Source organism: Bacillus sp. C-3-6 (assembly GCF_054509685.1).
This window is the reverse complement of record NZ_CM137247.1, coordinates 2176897-2197001: the sequence shown is the minus strand read 5'-3', so window position 1 is coordinate 2197001 and position 20105 is coordinate 2176897. Positions and strand designations below refer to the sequence as shown.

Sequence of the window (20105 nt, the reverse complement as noted above, 5' to 3'; positions counted from 1 at the left end):
ACTGATTCTTAGATTACAAATAACCAGATAAATTTTCTTATTTGTATATTTTTCCTTTTTATCCAAAACATAATGTTATCTACCTATTATAAGGAGGAACAATTATGTTTGGGAAAACAGCCGGTGAAGCATTAGTTGATTTATTAATTGACTGGGGAGTAGAACACATATACGGTATGCCTGGAGATTCCATCAATTCTATCATTGAAGCTTTAAGAAAAAAACAAGATAAAATTAAATTCATTCAAGTTCGCCATGAAGAAGCTGGTGCATTAGCAGCGGCTGCCTATGCAAAATTAACAGGAAAACTTGGCGTTTGTATGGCAATTGCAGGACCTGGTGCTATTCATTTATTAAATGGTTTATATGATGCGAAACTCGATAAAGCCCCTGTTCTAGCAATTTCAGGTCAAGTAGAAACCGATTTACTTGGAACGGACTTTTTCCAAGAAGTAAATTTAGAAAGAATGTTTGATGATGTTGCGGTTTATAACCAGCGTATTATGTCAGCAGAGCAACTACCTGCCGTAGTGAATCAAGCAATTCGAATGGCTTATACGAAAAAAGGTGTATCCGTTCTTACAATTCCAGATGATGTCCCGAAATTCGAAGTGAAAAATGGTGCTCGTATTACAAATACTTCTTTTACTTTACCTGAGTTGTTTCCACAAAAAGAAGATTTAGATGGAGCGAAACTCGCAATAAATGAAGCGAAAAAGCCTGTGATTTTAGCTGGAAAAGGAACAAAACATGCGAGAGAATCTTTACTTGCATTGGCAGAACATATTGGTGCTCCAATCGTACTTACATTACCTGCTAAAGGAATTATTCCTGATGAGCATCCTCTTTGTATCGGTGGATTAGGATTAATCGGAACGAAACCTTCTTATGAAGCAATGAAACATGCAGATACTTTAATTATGGTTGGTACTTCTTATCCGTTCACTGGTTTCTTACCTGAAAAAGCAAAAACAATTCATATCGATACAGATCCTGCCCAAATCGGAAAACGTTATGCGACAGATATTGGTTTAGCTGGTGATGCTAATAAAACATTACGATGGTTAATTGAAAATGTTGAAAAACACACAGACCATTCTTTCTTAGAACATCATCAAGAAATGATGAAAAAGTGGGAAGAAAAATTACACGATCAAGAAGAAGACTCTTCTATTCCAATTAAACCACAACGCGTTATGCATGCTCTGCAGCAAGTAGCACATGATGACGCAATTCTATCAGTCGATGTCGGAAATGTAACAGTATGGACCGCAAGGCACTTCCGTATGACGAACCAGCAATTTGTTATTTCTAGCTGGCTCGCAACACTTGGTTGCGGTTTACCTGGTGCTCTTGCTGGAAAAATTGCATTCCCGGATAAACAAGTATTTGCAGTTTGTGGTGATGGCGGATTTGGAATGACGATGAATGACTTCGTAACAGCTGTAAAATATAAATTACCAATCGTTGTCGTCGTATTAAACAATAATAAAATTGCGATGATTAAATTCGAGCAAGAAGTTATGGGTAACATCGAATTCGAAACAGATTTAACGAACCCTGATTTTGCAAAATATGCAGAGGCGTGTGGAGGTATTGGATACCGTGTTGAGAATTTAGATGAACTCCTTCCCGCTTTCGAAAATGCAGTAAAACAAAATAAACCGTGTATTATTGATGTAGTTGTAGATGCTAACGAAGCACCAATGCCAGCAAAAATCACATTTGGTCAAGCCGCTGGTTATACGAAGCATATGATAAAAGAATTATTTGAAGAAGGTAAGATTGATTTACCTCCACTTTAAGCGAAAAAAGATAGCTGAAAACGATTTGTCTTCAGCTATCTTTCTTTACTTTTGTATCTCCCTATAAAAAGAAAAGTCATTCATAGTTGGTTGTACTTGTTTCTCTACTTGCACTTCTCTCCCTTCCCGCTTTGACCTTCTCACATTTCCTAGCTTAATCGCATCTTGCATGCTATTACTAATTAGGTTTCCAGCTAAGATTGTCATACTATAAAAAGCAATCGGTATAAGTACAATCCATGTATGAGTAGTTAAGTGCCGGAAGTTTTGACCAATTAATCCTGTCCATTCTTTTGTTACACTATCTGGATCCATTCCACTGAAGGTTATTGTTCCACCAAAAAATAATTGCAACAAACCAAGGTGTAAAAGAAGTAATAAAGTACTCACAAATTGTTGTGCTACTAATAAAAGAAATGATGGTAACATATGAAGCCATATATGGCGCTTCAACCTCTGCCATTTACTCCCGCCAAGCACAGTGGCTGCCAACATAAATTCTTCTTTCTTAATACGTTTAACTTCTTGCGCTACATACAACATAACTGTTGGTACAGCAAGACATGTAAGAACTATAATTTGAAATGTCACCCGCAAATACAACGGCACAACTTCCGCTCCACTATCAAACGTTAAAACTTCATTTAACATAAAATAAGAAATCATAACCATTGGTACAATACTAAAAGGATCAAAAAAGGATGAGATAACCGGAAAAGATCGCTTACCATACATACCAAGAAGTAAACCAATCCCTCCTCCAACTATAACTCGTAAAGTTGCTATAATTATACTCGCTCCAACTGTCCATTTCGCGCCTTCTATTATTAATTGGACAAGGTCACGGCCTTTCGTATCACTTCCGAACCAAAATTTACTTGATGGCGAAAATGGAGCAGCCTCTAGTTCTCCTTTTTCGTTATACATCATCGTAAGTTCACGAATATTCTCATCGGAAAATAACGTATATCCAATACTAATAATCATTAGTACACTCAGAAAAGTAACACCTATCCAAAATCTCACATCTCTTTTTACAACTTGCCACATGTTACACACGCTCCCTTATAACATTTTGTAAAAGCGTATGTAATATACGAAATAGTATAAAAAGCGGAACGTATAATATAACTAGACTCACTGTAAATATTTCTAATTTAGAATTTTCTTTTACAAATACAAACATTCCATATGTATTAAAAATCCATTCGATAATATATAAATTGGATAGCATAAATAAAATATTTGTTTTCGCATAGTAAATTGTCGTCAATAAAACATTCCTTGAAACATGATGTGTTAAAATATGCTGCAAACTTAGTCCTTTACTCTTCGCAAATATACTATAATCTTTCTCCATTTCTTCTTTAAAACGTAATAACAATAGTTTAATAAATAATAACGTTGTTGGTATTGTAAGACATATAATCGGTAACAATCGTACTCTCTCTTCTCCTAATCCAGCAAGTTTTATTGGCATAAAACCTGTTTTTTGAAAAACAATTACGACAAGAAGTTGTGATAATAAAATAAGTAATATATCCGGTATACTCTCTAGCGTAAGAAAAACTCCATTCCACATTTTTTGCTTCATATGAGAACGCTGCAATACCCAAACGACAAGTATATACGCTATAAGCAAAGATAGTAAAAACGCTGATAGAAATACAATCATCGTTTCAAAATAATGAATCCATATTTGCGGAAATAATTTTCTTGAGTCTCGAAATCCATATGTAATTTCACCCGGTTGAAGTATCTTCCCTCCAAGAAAGACAATCGTGTTCCAAAAACCGATTAAATCAATTTGCAATCCCTTAAATAAACGTGGCAGCGCACCTAGGCAGATTATACATAAAATTGCAGCTACTAGTTGTAAACAAGTAACCCCACACCATTTAACAATTCGCATCAACATAACTATTTCCCCTTACCATCCGATAGAATATTCAGAAATCAAAAAACACATTTATTACATCTCTTCAACTATACCTTGCACACATTTCTTCCCACTAGGTAAAATGGTTTGATATAAACACGTAACAAAAAATAATAAACCAAATAAAATAATAAACAACGTATCTGCACGAATCCATTTCGGGAACAACATCGCTATCGCACCGAGAGATAACAGCTGGAATCCTGTCGTTAATGGACTAAGTAAACTTTGAACACGTCCCATGAATGATTCTTCTACGATCTCATACATCCATCCTGATATTGCAACATTAATAAACGGTAAAAAGAATGTCGCTAAAGCGATACATACATAAAAAGACCATACGTAATTTACAAAGTAACACATACCAAAGAAGACTCCTGAGCCTGCCATACCAAAAACTATAATAGATTTTGGCGCATATTTCTTACCTATACTCGTTGCTACTATACTTCCAATTAGTAATGAAATCCCTCCAACTACACCGCCCACCATTGCTAAACTTTCATACGTTTCTGGAGCTAGTTTGTATTTTAATATGTAAGTAGTGGATACACTTAAAACACCATTTAATAATCCAAATACGATAAATCCTAAAAGTAATTTTTTTAAAGTTTCATTTTGGTATATATACCTAATCCCTTCTTTAAACTCTGTTATTAACATCTTCAAATTAACTTCTTTCCATTTTGTTCTACCATTTGGTAAACGAACTTTTTCTGGAATGGAGATTGTTTGAATCAAAATACCACTCATAATAAAAGTGAGCGTATTTACTAAAATGCTCCCGTAAATCCCAAAAGTCCAGTACACCATCGTTGCAATTCCTACACCAAACAAAGCATACAAACTATTTACCATTTGATTAATACCCGCTGCTGCACCGTATTGGTCTGATTCAACTACTCCCTGTATCATCGATTGTTCTGCTGGAGAGAAAAATTGTATACACGCATTTTCCAAAAATAAAAATATAAAGACAAGTATAATCATCCCGTAATAAAGCGAAATTAGGATTCCAATATTACAGAGCGAACAACATATGTTACTTACTGTACATATACGTTGTCTATCAAATCGATCCACTACTGTCCCTACCAATAGAAAAAAGATTAATGCAGGTAATGCAATCATAATTTGTGTCATCGTTGCGTAAACTGGTTGTTTTCCGTATTGATCTAGCAAATAAAACATTAAAGAAATTCCAGCAATCATAGAACCGAGTCGCTCTAAAATATTTGCTAGAAAAAAACGTGCATACACTTTGTTGCGAAATAACTATAGCATTTCTTTCATACTTCGTATCCTTTCTCTCGACAAAACAGTATTATTTTAGTCATTTCTTGGAAGTTACATTATATTTTTCGACCATTATCCAATCTTTTCCTTCTTTATAAAAAACATAAAAAAAGAGCCCTTATTCTCAACACAAGGACTCTTTTCATAAACTATTTAGCTACCTCTTCTTTCGGCATTACCATACCTTTATAAAGTTGAACAGTTATCCAGTAATAAATGAAATAAATGACTAAGAAAATTCCTATTGGCACCCATACTTTTACAAACGGGTCAACTAATATAAAGCTGAATAAGTTAAGCCCAACTAAAACGTGGGAAATTCCAATAATTGCTGGGAAGATAAATAAATATGAAATTTCTTTATATATACTTTTCGTTAACATACTACGTCTTACGCCGATTTTTCGTAACATTTCATAACGTCGTACGTCACGAGAAGCACCTGTTAATATTTTGAACATAAGGGAACTTGCCATCATTGCTAAAAAGGCAATTCCGAGGAAAAATCCCATAAACATTGTTCCGCTCATAAAGCTGTTCATAAACTGATAAATTGTCATTTTCGTAAATAAGTCTACCTTTTCACCTGTTGCTTTTTCAATTTGTGCTTTTTGTCTCTTGTCTATTTCGATCAATAACGGTTTATATTTTTTCATATCATCTACTTTTGCTAATGTTACAGTGTGTTCTGTTCCTTGAATTCCTTTATAATGCTCTTCGTCTGCAATTCTTACTGGTTTTCCGCTAAATTGATTATGCGTAATTTGTATCTCTCTTACAACTGCGTCTTCCCAATCCTTTGGCATACGAGGGAATTTTGCTAATTCAGGAGCCTCTAAAGCTGAATATACAGGTTCAGTTAAAGGTTCAGTCACACGTTTACGAACAGGCTCTTTTAACGTTTTTGTATCAAAATGGTCTGAAACAAGTGGTGGTTTCGCAGTTAAGTCGTTACGTAAATAATAAACCGCTTCTCCATCTACTTTATATTTGTACTTGCTTTCTTCAACAATTTCCATTTCTTTTAAGGCAGCTTTGTCTTGATCATTCGGATCATGAATTACAACATCATATACACGAGAAAAGTCTGTCATAATACCTACATTTTTTTGGAACGCCATACCTGCCGTCATCGCACCTGCGCCTAATGCAATTAACATCGCTACAGTACCTAATACTCTTGATAAACTATTTACGCGAAAGCGTAGCTGTGCATATGTAAAACTATTTAAGCCTGTTTCATTTCGTTTTTTATTCCCTTTAATTTTCATCACAAAAAATGGGAGCAATGAACTAAAAATAAAATATGTTCCAAGTGTTGTAACGATTGTCGCTATTATAAAACCGACTTCAGCAAACATTTTTATATTTACCATAAAGTAGTATCCTGTACTTACTAGCAATATACCGAGTACTGTCATTATAATAATACGAGTTTTACTTTTCTTCACTTCATCTAGTGTTTCATCTTCACGAATTAACTCTAGTTCAGTTTTACGTAACAATCGGACACTGTTCATTAAGCCAGTAATGAAAAATAGTATTAAAAAGAAAATAGCTGTAACTAAAATTGCTGGTGTGTATACAGATGCATAACTACCTTTTGCTGAAATTTCCATTCCATTCATTAAAAAGTTTCCTGCTACACTTGCAAGTAACATCCCTACTAAAATACCGATAATAATACTGACAATACCCATACCGAATGTTTCAATAAATAATAACTGTGCTACTTTTTTCTTTTTTGCACCAAGCATCATGTACATACCGAGTTCTTTTCTTCTTAACGTGAGTAAGAAAGAGTTGGCATATATAATATAAAATACAGTAATGAAAGATAATAGTATTGCACCTACCCAAAAGACGAGTCTAATACTACTAATTAGGCTATTATCTTTCGTAAATTCACTATTCATCGCCATTGTTTGGAACATGTAGAAAATACTAATACTAATAACGAGGCCAATAAGTAAAACCATATAATCTTTTAACATCTTTTTCATACTATGACGTGATAATTTAAATAACATAGTTTCGCCCCCTACTTAGACTCAGCAGCTGAGCCCATATGAGCGAGCACACCTAAAATGTCTTGATAGAAATTCTCTCGAGTGCCTTGACGATTTAATTCTTTATAAAGAAGACCATCTTGAATAAATAAAATACGCTCACAATAACTTGCACTAAATGCATCGTGTGTAACCATTAAAATACTTACATTATGATTTTCATGTAAATCTTGCATCGCTTCTAATAAACTTTTTGCATTTTTACTATCAAGCGCGCCTGTCGGTTCATCTGCTAATACAATTGCTGGATTATGTACTAAAGCTCTTGCCGCCGCTGTTCTTTGCTTTTGTCCTCCAGAAACAGCCGTCGGATATTTTGTTAAAATTTCAGTGATGCCTAATTTCTTCGCAACGTCATTTACCTTTCCAGTAATCTCACTTGACGGTACGCCTTGCAAAGAAAGTGGTAAAGCGATATTTTCATAAATTGATAAATTTTCTAGTAAGTTAAAATCTTGAAAGATAAAACCTAATTTTTGAGAGCGAAAATCAGATAACGCATTGCCCTTCATAGAAGTAATATTTGTACCAGCTATCGTCACACTACCACCTGTCGCTTGGTCAAGTGTACTTATCACATTAAGTAAAGTCGTTTTTCCAGAACCAGAAGGTCCCATGATCCCGACAAATTCTCCTTCTTTAATACTTAACGATACACCCCTTAATGCTTTTGACTGATTCTCATTTCTTTTCCCATACGTTTTTTCTACACTTTCTACAGTAACTACATTTGTTGACATCTCTTTCACTCCATCCCTTTTGTATAAAATCAATTTCTCACATATTTCTTATTATTTTGTCATGTAAATTCTTAAGAATTTTTTAATTATTCACCCAATAAGAGTTACCCCCTTAACATGAACCTATTTCCTACTTCATATTCTCATTTTTCTACAACTCGTTCCCTCGATTTCGCTTACATTTACCTTACATTTTTGTAAGATAAAAAAGAAAACACACTAATTTCTAATAGTGTGTTTTCTTTACAATCAATATTTTCTATTCTTTATTTCTTCTTCAATACTTGCCACAAATAAATCTAGCGCAACAACTTCTGACTTCTCTTCTCCATATTTACGTACATTTACAGCTCCGTTTTCCATTTCCTTATCCCCAATAACAAGAACATACGGTACTTTTTGTATTTGTGCTTCTCTTATTTTATATCCTAATTTTTCATCTCGTGCATCTCGTTCAACACGAACTCCAGCTTGTGCTAATTTAAGTGCAATCTCATTGGCATATTGTTCATGTACTGCATTTGAAACTGGAATTACTTTCACTTGAACTGGTGCCACCCATGCCGGGAACGCCCCTCCAAAGTGCTCAATTAATATTGCTAAAAAGCGATCTAATGACCCTAAAACTGCCCTGTGAATAACAACTGGTCTTTTCTTTTCATTATTTTCATCTATATAATTTAAATCAAATTTCTCTGGCATTTGGAAATCAAGCTGGATTGTTCCGCACTGGTGACTTCTATTTAAAGCATCTTTAATATGAAAATCAATTTTCGGCCCGTAAAATGCACCGTCACCTTCATTTAGTCTATATTTATAATTTAGCGATTGTAATACATTTTCTAATGCTGCTTCTGCTTGCTCCCATAATTTATCATCACCCATTGAATCTTCTGGACGAGTAGAAAGTTCTACTTCATATTCGAATCCAAAAGTTTTATATACGTAATCAATCTGCGCCATTACTGATTTAATTTCATTTTCAATTTGTTTTGGAGTTACAAATAAATGTGCATCATCTTGGCAGAAAGTACGTACTCTTAATAATCCGTTTAACGCACCACTAAACTCATGGCGATGTACTTGACCAAATTCACACATACGAATCGGTAATTCACGATAAGAATGCAATTTATTTTTAAACATAAGCATGTGCCCTGGACAGTTCATCGGTTTTAATGCAAAACTTTTATTATCTACTTCAGAGAAATACATATTATCTTTATAATGTCCCCAGTGCCCTGATTTCTCCCATACTTCTTGGTTCATCATGAACGGAGTCCGTACTTCTTGATAATTGTACTCTTTTTGAATTTCTCTTAAAAATGCTTCCAATTCGTTACGAATCATTTGTCCTTTCGGTAAATAAAACGGCATTCCCGGAGCCTCTTCAGAAAACATAAATAACTCAAGCTCATTGCCTAACTTACGATGATTTCTTTTTGCTGCTTCTTCAACGAAATGTAAATACTCTTCTAATTCTTTTTGAGAAGAGAATGCAACACCATATATGCGCTGAAGCACTTGGTTATTACTATCACCTCGCCAATATGCACCGGAAACGTGAGTTAATTGAAATGCTTTCAAATAACCTGTTGATGGTAAATGTGGCCCTCTACATAAATCTACAAATTCACCTTGTTTATATAGTGTTACACTTTCCCCACTAGGAATTGCTTCTAAAAGTTCTAATTTCAAGCAATCGTTCATTTCTTGAAACAGTTTTGCTGCTTCTTCACGAGAAACCTCAACTCGTTCTATCTTTATATTTTCATTTATAATCTTTTTCATTTCTTTTTCGATTTTTCGTAAATCTTCTATGTTTACACTACTTGGAAGATCCATATCATAATAAAATCCATTTTCAATAACAGGCCCTACCCCAAGATTTATATCACCATACATTCTTTTTACAGCTTGCGCTAAAATATGTGCCGCGGAGTGTCTTGCAATTTCTACACCTTCATTTGAATCTATAGTAATGATTTCTACTTCCGCATTTTCTTCAATATTTCGGCGTAAATCATATAATCCATCATTCACTTTCCCCCCGACTGCTTTCTTTTTCAAACTACTACTAATAGATCCCGCAATTTCTTCTAAAGTAATTCCTTTTCCAAATTCTTTCACGCTACCATCTGGAAATTTAATTTCAATCATTTGTTCTTTCATTTTTCATCTCTCCATTTCATAATAAAAAGCACACTCATCCCTAAAATAGGGACGAGCGTGCTTATACCCGTGGTTCCACCCAGATTCCCATCACAAAATGCAATGGCTTCTTTTACGGTAACGTCGTTTATACGGCACTAGATACTTAATTTCCCTAGTGCAGCTCTAAGGTGGTAAGTTATTTTTCTGCGTTAGGAAGTTCTCAGCTTTCCTTCCTTCTCTGTATAACCGGGTAAAATAACTCGTGTCCTTTTCTTCGCTTATTATGAAATTGAATGCAAAAAAGCATATTCATCCCTAAATATAGGGACGAATATGCTTATATCCGTGGTTCCACCCAGATTCCCATCACAAAAAACATAATGGCTTCTTTTGCGATAACGTCGCATACACGGCACTAGATACTTAATTTCCCTAGGGCAGCTCTAAGGTGGTAAGTTATTTTTCTGCGTTAGGAAGTTCTCAGCTTTCCTTCCTTCTCTGTATAACCGGGTAAAATAACTCGTGTCCTTTTCTTTGCTTTTTGTAAAACATCCATTTATTGTTATTTAATATATCTTATTCATTTTATTTTTGCAAGTGTTTAAAAAATTTATTTATTTAATTAAAAAAGTGAAACCAAATTTTTTTGGTTTCACTTCACAATTTTACCAATCTTGTGGTTCGTAATTTAAGTCTGCAAATAGACGTCTTTTCTCTTTCTTCGTTAAATCTCTCCACTGCCCAACTGGTAAATTATTCAATTCGATATTCATAATTCTCGTACGTTTTAACGTGTATACTTGATAACCTAAAGCTTCACACATACGGCGAATTTGACGATTTAGCCCTTGTGTTAAAATAATTTGGAACTCATATTTTGATAACTGTGTAACCTCACAAGGAAGCGTTTTTGTTCCTAAAATTTTAACACCCGCTGCCATTTTCTCTAAGAAATCAGGTGTAATTGGCTTATCTACTGAAACGATATATTCTTTCTCATGTTTGTTTTCAGCACGTAAAATTTCATTAACAATATCACCATCATTCGTTAATAAAATTAAACCGTCTGAGTCTTTATCAAGACGTCCAATGTGACTAATTCGTAAAGGATGGTTCACTAAATCGATAATATTACCTTTTACAGCTTTTTCACTCGTACATGTAATACCTACTGGTTTATTTAAAGCGATATATACGTGATCTCGAGCAATTCGAAGCTGCTCTCCATTTACTCGTACATCATCACCTGGGTTCACTTGGTCACCAATTTTTGCAACCTTACCGTTAATAATTACTCTTCTCTCATTAATTAGTTTATCCGCTCCACGTCGAGACGCTTTTCCAGCTTCACTAATAAATTTATTGATACGCAAATTAGGCACATCCTTTTCTAAAAAAAATTTCAAGCTCACACTGCTTCTACCGTACAATACAAAAGGGTAAGCCTCCTATTATAACTTAAATATATTAACATGAAAGGGTATATAACGTCTTCTATTAATTACTTGTTTATAAGAAAATATCTTTATTATACATTCATTTATGCACTTTTTCATCGTTTAATATACAAGCCATTCTTCCTTACATACAGCTTGTTTTCCTTGTATCTTTTCTATATCTTCATGAATATTAGCTAATTTATATAAATCTGGGAAAATCTCTTCCACATAATGTTGGTGCGCTATTTCATCTTTCCAATACGTTAACACTATGTAACGATTTTCATTTTTCAAAGACTTCCCAACTACTCCACCTAGCATTCCTTTTGCTTTTTCCATTCCTTTATTCCAAATTGTTTCTTGCTTATGTAAAAAATGCTTTTCCTTTTCCAACTTTACATCACATATAGCAACTCTTACGAATGCTCCCTCTATTACAGCGTCTTTCAAATGCATATCAGTTATATCATACAACGTTTGAAATAATTCAATTTCACATGAAAGAAACGTATCCTCTTGATTACTATTTAAATAAATTGTATCGTGAGCACCATTCATAAATGATTGATATACACTTCTATCTTCCCATAAAGTAAATACACATGCCTCATCTTCATTCCATCCACCAAATTGTCCATGAAAACCATCTAGGTGCTGTATATCACGCCATTTTTCTTGCGCACTGGAAAACAATTCTTTTTTCTCTTCTTCCACCTTACAGTAGATTGTTTTTAGTAACATTTTTAATTCCCCCTTATGATTCGATCCATTTACTTACTCGAAGTTTGATGCCCCTCCGTAAATGCTGTAAATTGATTACCGAAATACTTAGCTTGTAAAAAGACATCTAGAATATAAAAATTCAAATCTCTTGCTTCGCTTTCTTATTCCACTTACAGTTTACATAACATAATTATATATTACTGATTATCTATATCATTCAATAAAACATCCTATTTTTTATACTTGGCAAACTATCAACTCATTTCCATAAGAAATACTATTTTATTCTATACGCATAATATTTTTAATTCAAACAATTCAGAATTAAAATCCAAAAAAGATAGAAAGTAAACAATCTTACATTATCATCTACTCCCTATCTCTTTTATCATCAATTATTTTTCAAATAAATAATACGTAATGTCTCCTGGATAATGTACTACTGCTACCTTCCGCTCCCCTTTTTTAAAACTAACAGTATGCCCGTTTTCCCCTAAGTTCTCCCATCCACTCGCCTTTGTAATTGGCATTACACTTATATATTGATAGTCCTCTTCCTTATCATCGTTAATATGAATTGCTGACATTGGTACTGGAAAACCTTTAATTTTAGATTCTTTATTCATAAATATGAATGCAATTACACCAACTAATAACATAGCCATTGAAAGACTTGAAACTAGTTTTCTTCTATTCATTTTCACTAAAAACCCTCTTTTCTCACATATAACTTTCATCATTTTACTAACTTTAATTATTTATGTATAGAAAAGATATAATTTAAATCATTTCCAACCTATTTTCTCTACTCCAAACAACATTATTGTTATATATTATAATTATAAGTTTTTAAATTTTGGAGGCGTTACATATTGCAGAAATTATTTTTTACTAAATGGACAGTTATTATTTCTATTTTCATCATTTTCGGTACAATTTTCTACGTTACTAATGTTAAAAATAACAACGAAAAAGCACCTGTAGAAACAGCGGATACAAAAACTTTCAAAACGAAATTACAACCTAAAATTAATGAATTGACTACTAATTATAATGAAATCATTGAAAAAGATTGGTTGCCTGCCTGGGAAGAGATTAACACGAATGGAGATTCAGTAGATCGAAATAAACTATTAGTTACAATGAATGCCGTTTCCAAGCAGTATGAAACAATTATGAACGAAATAGACACACTTAAAATTGAAGAAAACATCACAGATATAGATATACAAAAACAACTACTTCAATTCACAACTCAGTTTAAATCCGCATCAAATTTCATGAAAAATGCAGCAAATTTGATTATAGACGGAACAAATAACTCTATTCCAACCAATGAAACTATTGAAAAAACAAAACAAGCTTTAGGACTTGCGGATCAACATATTGTCATCGCTTTATCTACTTTAAATGAAGTTGAAGATAAATTAGGACTTACAAAAAAATAAAACTATTTACTATTTTAAAATAAAAAATGATTGCAATTCACAATTTGTATGTCTATAATGTTTTTATTGATTTACAATCAATGTGTTTGTAAATTTTATAATTCGGATGAACCATTCAGGAGAAGGTCTATTGATCTACCGACGGGGCAAAAAGTTGTTATACCAACTTTGAAACTCTCAGGTCTTGGTTACAAGTAGAACTGCATGGGGACGAATCTCTGGAGAGACTCCCTCTCGCTTTTATAGAGCGCGGAGGAAAACGAGCACCGAAGGAGCAAATCCGCTACTTTAGCGGATAATCTCTCAGGTAAAAGGACAGAGACAAGCGAAAGAAAAAGCCGATTGTATCGGTTTATTTTTCTATCCCTTGTTTCTCCAGAGACCATTTCATTTACTTGAAGTGGTTTTTATTTTTTCTAAAAAAGGAGAATAAAGATGGAGACAGTAAGTAAAGTATTAGAACAACTAAATCAATACGTGTGGGGATTACCAACTTTGTTGCTACTCGTTGGAACTGGTGTCATTCTCACAGTGCGTTTGAAAGGTTTACAGTTTAGTAAACTATTATACGCTCACAAACTAGCGTTTAAAAAATCAGAAGATACTTCTTCTTCTGGAGATATTAGTCACTTCCAAGCACTTATGACAGCTATGGCCGCAACGATTGGTATGGGAAATATAGCCGGTGTTGCAACAGCTGTTACTATAGGTGGACCTGGTGCAATATTTTGGATGTGGATTACCGCATTGTTCGGTATGGCAACAAAGTATGCTGAAGCAATACTTGCAGTGAAATACCGTGTTAGTAATGAAAATGGTGAATATTCAGGTGGGCCAATGTATTATTTAGAACGTGGTTTGGGTAAGAAATGGCTAGCAGTATTATTCGCTATATTCGGTACAACTGCTTCTTTCGGTATTGGTAATATGGTGCAATCTAATTCAGTTGCAGAGGCAATGCGAATTAATTTCTCTTTCCCTCCTGCTTTAACTGGTATACTAATGGCATTTTTAATCGCAATTGTTATTTTAGGCGGTGTAAAAAAAATCGGGAAAGTGACGGGATATGTCGTTCCTATTAAAGCTTTCTTTTATATAATTGCTGGTCTTATAATTATTTTCTATCACTACGACCAAATTCCTGAAGCATTTTCACTTATTTTTTCTGGTGCATTTAATGGTACAGCAGCTGCTGGTGGTTTTATTGGGGCAACAGTTGCATCAGCTATTCAAATCGGAATGGCGCGTGGTGTATTTGCGAATGAAGCTGGTTTAGGGAGTGCACCAATTGCGGCGGCGGCTGCAAAAACTGATTCACCTGCAAAGCAAGCTTTAGTTTCAATGACTGGTACTTTTCTAGATACGTTTATTGTATGTACAATTACAGGACTAGTATTAATTACTACAGGTGCTTGGAAATCTGGTAAAACTGGTGTTGAAGCTACAACACTTGCATTCCAATCTGTATTTGGTACTGCTGGTAGTATGATTCTCGGTATCGCAATTATTTTATTTGCCTACTCTACTATTTTAGGCTGGTCGTATTATGGAGAAAAATGTGTAGCTTATTTATTCGGAGAAAGTGCTGTTAAATATTATAAAGCAATCTTTATTTTCATGATTGCAATTGGTGCTAATTTAAAGCTAGGAATCGTATGGACATTTGCTGATATTGCAAATGGACTTATGGCCATTCCAAACTTAATTGGTCTAATTGGATTAAGTAGTATTGTTGTTGCTGAAACGAATCGCTTTTTACAAGCAGAGAAATTGAAAGAAAATAATAAAAAACAGGCAAGTTAATCTATGAAAAAAGGAATGACTCATATATGATGAGCATTCCTTTTTTCATCCCCTCTTTTACTTAATTACTATCATTAAAAATATATTTATATCAATGTTTACTCCTTTTTATTCCTCCAAAAGTTTTTCACATAAATGTCATAAATCGTATGGTCTAACTATATAGTTGAAAAGGAATGCGACATTAAAGTGTCGCTGAAAAACTCATCCAAGAAAAGGGAGGAAAAATCTTTTGAAAAACAAAATCATTGTTTTCCTATCTGTTTTATCATTTATTATTGGTGGTTTCTTCTTTAACACAAATACTTCAAGCGCTGAAACATCATCTACTGATTACGTTCCTAACCAATTAATCGTTAAGTTCAAGCAAAATGCATCTTTAAGTAATGTGCAATCTTTTCATAAATCTGTCGGAGCTAATGTCTTATCTAAAGATGATAAGTTAGGTTTTGAAGTCGTACAATTTTCAAAAGGTACTGTAAAAGAAAAAATAAAGAGTTATAAAAATAATCCAGATGTGGAATATGCAGAACCGAATTATTACGTTCACGCCTTTTGGACTCCAAACGACCCATATTTTAAAAATCAATATGGATTACAAAAGATTCAAGCTCCACAAGCTTGGGATAGCCAACGAAGTGATCCTGGTGTAAAAGTAGCTATTATTGATACAGGAGTTCAAGGTTCACATCCTGATTTGGCTTCGAAAGTAATTTACGGGCATGATTATGTTGATAACGACAACACATCTGATGATGGTAATGGTCATGGTACACATTGCGCTGGAATTACTGGAGCACTTACGAATAACAGTGTCGGAATTGCTGGTGTTGCCCCACAAACTTCAATTTATGCTGTCCGCGTATTAGATAATCAAGGAAGTGGTACTCTTGATGCTGTAGCGCAAGGTATTCGAGAAGCTGCTGATTCGGGTGCAAAAGTAATTAGTTTAAGTTTAGGAGCTCCAAATGGTGGTACTGCATTACAACAAGCCGTTCAATATGCATGGAATAAAGGCTCTGTTATAGTTGCAGCTGCTGGAAATGCTGGAAATACAAAAGCTAATTACCCTGCTTATTACAGCGAAGTAATTGCAGTTGCTTCTACAGATCAATCAGATAGAAAATCTTCATTCTCTACTTATGGTAGCTGGGTAGATGTTGCAGCACCAGGTTCAAATATATATTCAACATATAAAGGAAGCACGTATCAATCATTAAGTGGTACATCTATGGCAACACCTCATGTTGCAGGAGTCGCTGCTCTTTTAGCAAACCAAGGATATAGTAATACACAAATTCGCCAAATTATTGAGTCAACTTCTGATAAAATTAGTGGTACAGGTACGTACTGGAAAAACGGTAGAGTCAATGCATATAAGGCTGTACAATACGCTAAGCAATTACAAGAAAATAAAGCTTCTTAAGAAAACTTTAATCAGTCGATCTACCATGAATGCGGAATAAAATAGAAGGAGAGACTTCTATAATTAAAGCCTCTCCTTCTTACAAACTATATTACTCTCCCTGCTTTTTAACCATATGTAAATACAGTACAAAATCCATCATTGTCGACGAATGACCAAGTTGACGGATCATCGCTGTTATATTTCCTCTATGATATGTACCATGATTTACGACATGTTGCACTAATTCTAAAATCGAAGTTTCTAATTTCCCTACATATGGATTCTCAATAACAAATACAGCATTCACATCTTGTATTGTAATTAAAAAGTCTTTATATTGATTTGCCATGTTTTCAAACATTTTTTCTAATTCATGTAACGATTTAGTTTCAATTTGTTTTCGTAAATCTTCTCGGTCTTGTATTGCTTCATTCATACTTTTACCATGCAATATGTGTAACCACACTTGATCTGTAATATAAATATGCACAAAAGTATCCTTAATGGATGGGAATACACTCTGTATCTGTTCATTAAAAATTGTCTCATAGTTTGATAACTCTTTTAATCGATCGAATAATCTAGTATTAGCCCAAGCATGGTAATCAAACTGCTTTAATATATAATCTTTCAATTTATATTACCTCCCTATTGTATGAAACGTATAATTTGTTTCTTCGTTTCCGATTCTCTATCAACCTTTGCAATCCCTTTTTCTTTCATTTCATGTTTATTTATCGTTTTATATTTTACATACGTATGAAATTCTGTTTGAAATGGAAATGGTGTAATCCGAATTGTTTCCTCGTCCACCCATTCAGCTTGAATAAGTTTCTCATCCTTACTATTAAACATTTCTGTTCCTTCAAAACCATCTTTAAATAAATCAATTTCATCTTTCTTTTTTACACCAGGCTTATTCATACATACGTATAAAGAAAGTTCATCACAAAACTTTAATAATCTATAATGTTTATCAAACATCGCAAACTGTTCCTTTGTTAACGTTTTCAAAATTCTTTTTTGTCGTTCTAATTCATGTTTATAAAATGACATCATCTCTTCATCTTCCTCGTTTAGTGGAAATGATAAAAAATGTTTACTGCAAAGCAATGCCCCGTATGGATTATAATTTTCAATTTCATTCAAACCAATCGTATAAAAAACAAAACGTAATGGGCTTGGACAATCCATAAATGTATATGGAATATTTTTAGCATCATTTAAAATTGGTACTTTATCTAGCTCTATCCATCCTCTGTCATGCTCATATATTGCATCAACTGTTTCTTTTAAATATGTTTTACCTTCAAAAAAGTCTTCTTTTATATGCTTTGCAATCTCTCCAGCTAAAAAACCATGATCATGTTGACGAATTAATATACTTTCCTTCTCATTTTTTTCACGAAAAATCATTCATATACTCCCCCTCATCCTCATATTAAAGCTTTTTATATGCATCGATTCTTAATTAATCCCTAAATAATAGAAGGGATTCAGTCTCTTGCAACGAAATTAACATAATTATATAGTATTCTTTCTAATCATAGTGATAGCTTTATCTTTACTATCTATTATACTAAAACATTCATTCCAAAAATTTTTTTATGAGGTGAAAACATGAACAAAACAGAATTAATTAAAAACGTAGCACAATCAGCTGATATTTCTCAAAAGGACGCTTCTGCAGCTGTACAATCCGTATTTGACACAATTGCTAATGCATTACAATCTGGCGATAAAGTTCAATTAATCGGATTTGGAACTTTTGAAGTGCGCGAAAGATCTGCTCGTACAGGACGTAATCCGCAAACTGGCGAAGAAATTCAAATCGCAGCTGGTAAAGTTCCTGCATTTAAAGCAGGTAAAGAATTAAAAGAAGCTGTTAAATAAACAAGAAACCAGCCATTTTATAGGCTGGTTTCTCGTTTTTATTTAAGCAATTGCTTTATATTCTCTGCATGATACACTTCACAAATATAAAATACACATTTGCAGTTACTTACAATTTGATACTTTCTAGTTGGATACACATTCGCTGTAACAGAACATCCATCAAACAATTCAATAATATTTCCAGATGGCTGATATCCTTCATATAATACGTTTCTTCTTACTTCCATCTTTTCTATAAGCTTTTCAACAGGAATATTTCCACTCTCTAATTCACTCTTTATTGCGTCCGGTAAAAACGAAGTGTCTGCAAAAATTAGATTTTCAGATAACACCTTTCCTTTATAACTAACATTAGATACACGGTAAAGAAATGTTCCATCTTTATCAAAGAAATTCTTTGCTTCTTTCGGAATGTTCTGTCTACCAAGTGCCTCTTGTTCAAGAACATCAAACTGAACTGTATCATTTAAAAGCTTTTCTAAAGCATGAATGGATGATGTATCTCCAGAAAATAAAATATTTTTAATTGCTTGTACGTTATAAGTGAATTCATTCTTTCTATTTTCCGCTACTAACATGAGGAACACCTCTTCTATAATTTTTTTATTTAAGATTTAAAAGTGCTGCCGCGTCTAATTGCGTAATTTCAGTTACTTCCTTACTGAATATTGCAACAGAGGCCCTATAATCTAAACTAGACCTTACATCTTCCATCATTGTATTACTTGCTAACTCTTGTCTATCCTTAAAAACCAACAAGTTTGGAGGATCATTTGGAGCTGATACTGTAATATGTACTGGCGGAATCATTAGTCCTTCACCTGTCGCTTTCAGCACCGCTTCTTTTCGAGTCCAATATGTTAAAAAACCTTCTATTTTCTGTTCATTTGGTAGTTTCATAACTTGCGCTATTTCAATGTCTGTTAATACACCTTCTGCCATTTTCATAACATCTACATTAGGATTCATTTGTTCTACATCTATGCCAACAGGTGCAGATTTTGTAAATGCAACGACAACCCACTCACCTGAATGTGAAACGGATAATTGCGGCATACCTTCTGGTAATTGTGGTCTACCATGTTGCAATTTACATACTGAGCACATTCGATCAATTGGTACTTGGACTGGTGACATAGAAAGTATCTTACCGAGAACTAATCTACTAATTACGCAACCTATTATAAAACGAGCTCGATCTGCCGAATGATGATACGAATTTGCTTTCTCTCGCTCTATATCATTTAGTAAATTGTAATGCCATGATTGTAAATCTGAAATTCTTGCCCACCATATTTGACAATCATTCTCATTCAAAGTTGGAACAGAATCTACAACTTTACTTTCTATCATGTAAACTCTCCTTTATTCAACGAATATCA

Annotated in this window: 18 protein-coding genes, 1 riboswitch and 2 other annotated features; of the genes, 5 read left to right on the top strand and 13 right to left on the bottom strand. The window is 33.7% G+C overall.

The window, feature by feature from the left end:
* Nucleotides 1–104: 104 nt before the first annotated feature.
* Entirely contained in the window at nucleotides 105–1805 is a 1701-nt protein-coding gene (locus ACW0JX_RS11315; protein WP_065483489.1) for a pyruvate oxidase, read from the top strand.
* A 45-nt stretch (nucleotides 1806–1850) separates the two neighbouring features.
* Here the strand turns inward: ACW0JX_RS11315 and ACW0JX_RS11310 are convergent, their stop codons facing one another.
* The 9 genes from ACW0JX_RS11310 to ACW0JX_RS11270 form a co-directional block, all read right to left on the bottom strand.
* Nucleotides 1851–2855, bottom strand: a complete 1005-nt coding sequence (locus ACW0JX_RS11310; RefSeq protein ID WP_459245671.1) for an ABC transporter permease subunit — start codon at nucleotides 2853–2855, stop codon at nucleotides 1851–1853.
* Nucleotide 2856: 1 nt separating this feature from the next.
* The gene (locus ACW0JX_RS11305; RefSeq protein WP_142947221.1) at nucleotides 2857–3723 is read right to left on the bottom strand and encodes an ABC transporter permease subunit; all 867 of its coding nucleotides are present in this window, start codon (nucleotides 3721–3723) and stop codon (nucleotides 2857–2859) included.
* 54 nt (nucleotides 3724–3777) lie between these two features.
* Nucleotides 3778–5007, bottom strand: coding sequence for an MFS transporter (locus ACW0JX_RS11300; RefSeq protein WP_459245670.1), 1230 nt, complete (start codon nucleotides 5005–5007; stop codon nucleotides 3778–3780).
* Between the two features lie 185 nt (nucleotides 5008–5192).
* Nucleotides 5193–7073 carry an FtsX-like permease family protein gene (locus ACW0JX_RS11295; RefSeq protein ID WP_098127891.1) on the bottom strand — a complete coding sequence of 627 codons (1881 nt, stop codon included), beginning with the start codon at nucleotides 7071–7073 and terminating at the stop codon, nucleotides 5193–5195.
* A gap of 11 nt (nucleotides 7074–7084) precedes the next feature.
* Entirely contained in the window at nucleotides 7085–7852 is a 768-nt protein-coding gene (locus ACW0JX_RS11290) for an ABC transporter ATP-binding protein (RefSeq protein ID WP_000106426.1), read from the bottom strand.
* A 249-nt stretch (nucleotides 7853–8101) separates the two neighbouring features.
* Complete coding sequence (thrS, locus tag ACW0JX_RS11285; RefSeq protein WP_095690950.1) at nucleotides 8102–10024, bottom strand: threonine--tRNA ligase; 1923 nt, start codon at nucleotides 10022–10024, stop codon at nucleotides 8102–8104.
* Nucleotides 10025–10068: 44 nt separating this feature from the next.
* Nucleotides 10069–10290: a binding site (T-box leader), on the bottom strand.
* A 36-nt stretch (nucleotides 10291–10326) separates the two neighbouring features.
* Nucleotides 10327–10550: a binding site (T-box leader), on the bottom strand.
* Between the two features lie 121 nt (nucleotides 10551–10671).
* On the bottom strand, nucleotides 10672–11379 hold the full coding sequence (gene rluF / locus ACW0JX_RS11280) for a 23S rRNA pseudouridine(2604) synthase RluF (protein WP_001222162.1): 708 nt from the start codon (nucleotides 11377–11379) through the stop codon (nucleotides 10672–10674).
* A gap of 186 nt (nucleotides 11380–11565) precedes the next feature.
* Nucleotides 11566–12186 (bottom strand): YdbC family protein, encoded by a 621-nt coding sequence (locus tag ACW0JX_RS11275; RefSeq protein ID WP_095690951.1) that lies wholly within the window; start codon nucleotides 12184–12186, stop codon nucleotides 11566–11568.
* A gap of 377 nt (nucleotides 12187–12563) precedes the next feature.
* Nucleotides 12564–12908, bottom strand: a complete 345-nt coding sequence (locus tag ACW0JX_RS11270) for a hypothetical protein (protein WP_142947220.1) — start codon at nucleotides 12906–12908, stop codon at nucleotides 12564–12566.
* Between the two features lie 132 nt (nucleotides 12909–13040).
* On the opposite strand from ACW0JX_RS11270, the gene ACW0JX_RS11265 reads away from it, so the two are divergent.
* The 3 genes from ACW0JX_RS11265 to ACW0JX_RS11255 all read left to right on the top strand — a co-directional run bounded on the left by ACW0JX_RS11265 (nucleotide 13041) and on the right by ACW0JX_RS11255 (nucleotide 16845).
* Complete coding sequence (locus ACW0JX_RS11265) at nucleotides 13041–13616, top strand: hypothetical protein (protein ID WP_095690953.1); 576 nt, start codon at nucleotides 13041–13043, stop codon at nucleotides 13614–13616.
* A 208-nt stretch (nucleotides 13617–13824) separates the two neighbouring features.
* Nucleotides 13825–13945: riboswitch (glycine riboswitch) on the top strand.
* 106 nt (nucleotides 13946–14051) lie between these two features.
* A complete protein-coding gene (locus ACW0JX_RS11260; RefSeq protein WP_071730145.1) occupies nucleotides 14052–15419 on the top strand; it encodes an alanine/glycine:cation symporter family protein in 1368 nt (455 codons plus the stop codon).
* Between the two features lie 232 nt (nucleotides 15420–15651).
* A complete protein-coding gene (locus ACW0JX_RS11255; RefSeq protein ID WP_065223657.1) occupies nucleotides 15652–16845 on the top strand; it encodes a S8 family peptidase in 1194 nt (397 codons plus the stop codon).
* 91 nt (nucleotides 16846–16936) lie between these two features.
* Here the strand turns inward: ACW0JX_RS11255 and ACW0JX_RS11250 are convergent, their stop codons facing one another.
* Nucleotides 16937–17461, bottom strand: coding sequence for a DinB family protein (locus tag ACW0JX_RS11250; RefSeq protein ID WP_078400260.1), 525 nt, complete (start codon nucleotides 17459–17461; stop codon nucleotides 16937–16939).
* Nucleotides 17462–17475: 14 nt separating this feature from the next.
* Nucleotides 17476–18243, bottom strand: coding sequence for a DUF3891 family protein (locus tag ACW0JX_RS11245; protein ID WP_078400259.1), 768 nt, complete (start codon nucleotides 18241–18243; stop codon nucleotides 17476–17478).
* Nucleotides 18244–18447: 204 nt separating this feature from the next.
* Between ACW0JX_RS11245 and ACW0JX_RS11240 the strand changes: the two genes are divergently transcribed.
* Entirely contained in the window at nucleotides 18448–18720 is a 273-nt protein-coding gene (locus tag ACW0JX_RS11240) for an HU family DNA-binding protein (protein ID WP_001043905.1), read from the top strand.
* 38 nt (nucleotides 18721–18758) lie between these two features.
* Here ACW0JX_RS11240 and ACW0JX_RS11235 read toward each other — a convergent pair whose 3' ends face one another.
* Both ACW0JX_RS11235 and sfp read right to left on the bottom strand, forming a co-directional pair.
* Nucleotides 18759–19301: a hypothetical protein gene (locus ACW0JX_RS11235; RefSeq protein ID WP_053564558.1), complete on the bottom strand. Its 543-nt coding sequence runs from the start codon at nucleotides 19299–19301 to the stop codon at nucleotides 18759–18761.
* A gap of 25 nt (nucleotides 19302–19326) precedes the next feature.
* Nucleotides 19327–20076, bottom strand: coding sequence for a 4'-phosphopantetheinyl transferase Sfp (gene sfp, locus ACW0JX_RS11230; RefSeq protein WP_144465470.1), 750 nt, complete (start codon nucleotides 20074–20076; stop codon nucleotides 19327–19329).
* Between the last annotated feature and the right edge of the window lie 29 nt (nucleotides 20077–20105).

Excerpts from the sequence above, each read along its gene's own strand:
- ACW0JX_RS11315 (WP_065483489.1), top strand. The coding sequence starts at position 105 with ATGTTTGGGAAAACAGCCGGTGAAGCATTAGTTGATTTATTAATTGAC.
- ACW0JX_RS11295 (WP_098127891.1), bottom strand. The coding sequence starts at position 7,073 with ATGTTATTTAAATTATCACGTCATAGTATGAAAAAGATGTTAAAAGAT.
- thrS (WP_095690950.1), bottom strand. The coding sequence starts at position 10,024 with ATGAAAGAACAAATGATTGAAATTAAATTTCCAGATGGTAGCGTGAAA.
- ACW0JX_RS11240 (WP_001043905.1), top strand. The coding sequence starts at position 18,448 with ATGAACAAAACAGAATTAATTAAAAACGTAGCACAATCAGCTGATATT.
- ACW0JX_RS11305 (WP_142947221.1), bottom strand. The coding sequence starts at position 3,723 with ATGTTGATGCGAATTGTTAAATGGTGTGGGGTTACTTGTTTACAACTA.
- ACW0JX_RS11275 (WP_095690951.1), bottom strand. The coding sequence starts at position 12,186 with ATGTTACTAAAAACAATCTACTGTAAGGTGGAAGAAGAGAAAAAAGAA.
- ACW0JX_RS11260 (WP_071730145.1), top strand. The coding sequence starts at position 14,052 with ATGGAGACAGTAAGTAAAGTATTAGAACAACTAAATCAATACGTGTGG.
- ACW0JX_RS11310 (WP_459245671.1), bottom strand. The coding sequence starts at position 2,855 with ATGTGGCAAGTTGTAAAAAGAGATGTGAGATTTTGGATAGGTGTTACT.
- sfp (WP_144465470.1), bottom strand. The coding sequence starts at position 20,076 with ATGATAGAAAGTAAAGTTGTAGATTCTGTTCCAACTTTGAATGAGAAT.
- ACW0JX_RS11245 (WP_078400259.1), bottom strand. The coding sequence starts at position 18,243 with ATGATTTTTCGTGAAAAAAATGAGAAGGAAAGTATATTAATTCGTCAA.
- ACW0JX_RS11290 (WP_000106426.1), bottom strand. The coding sequence starts at position 7,852 with ATGTCAACAAATGTAGTTACTGTAGAAAGTGTAGAAAAAACGTATGGG.
- ACW0JX_RS11235 (WP_053564558.1), bottom strand. The coding sequence starts at position 19,301 with ATGTTAGTAGCGGAAAATAGAAAGAATGAATTCACTTATAACGTACAA.
- ACW0JX_RS11270 (WP_142947220.1), bottom strand. The coding sequence starts at position 12,908 with ATGATGAAAGTTATATGTGAGAAAAGAGGGTTTTTAGTGAAAATGAAT.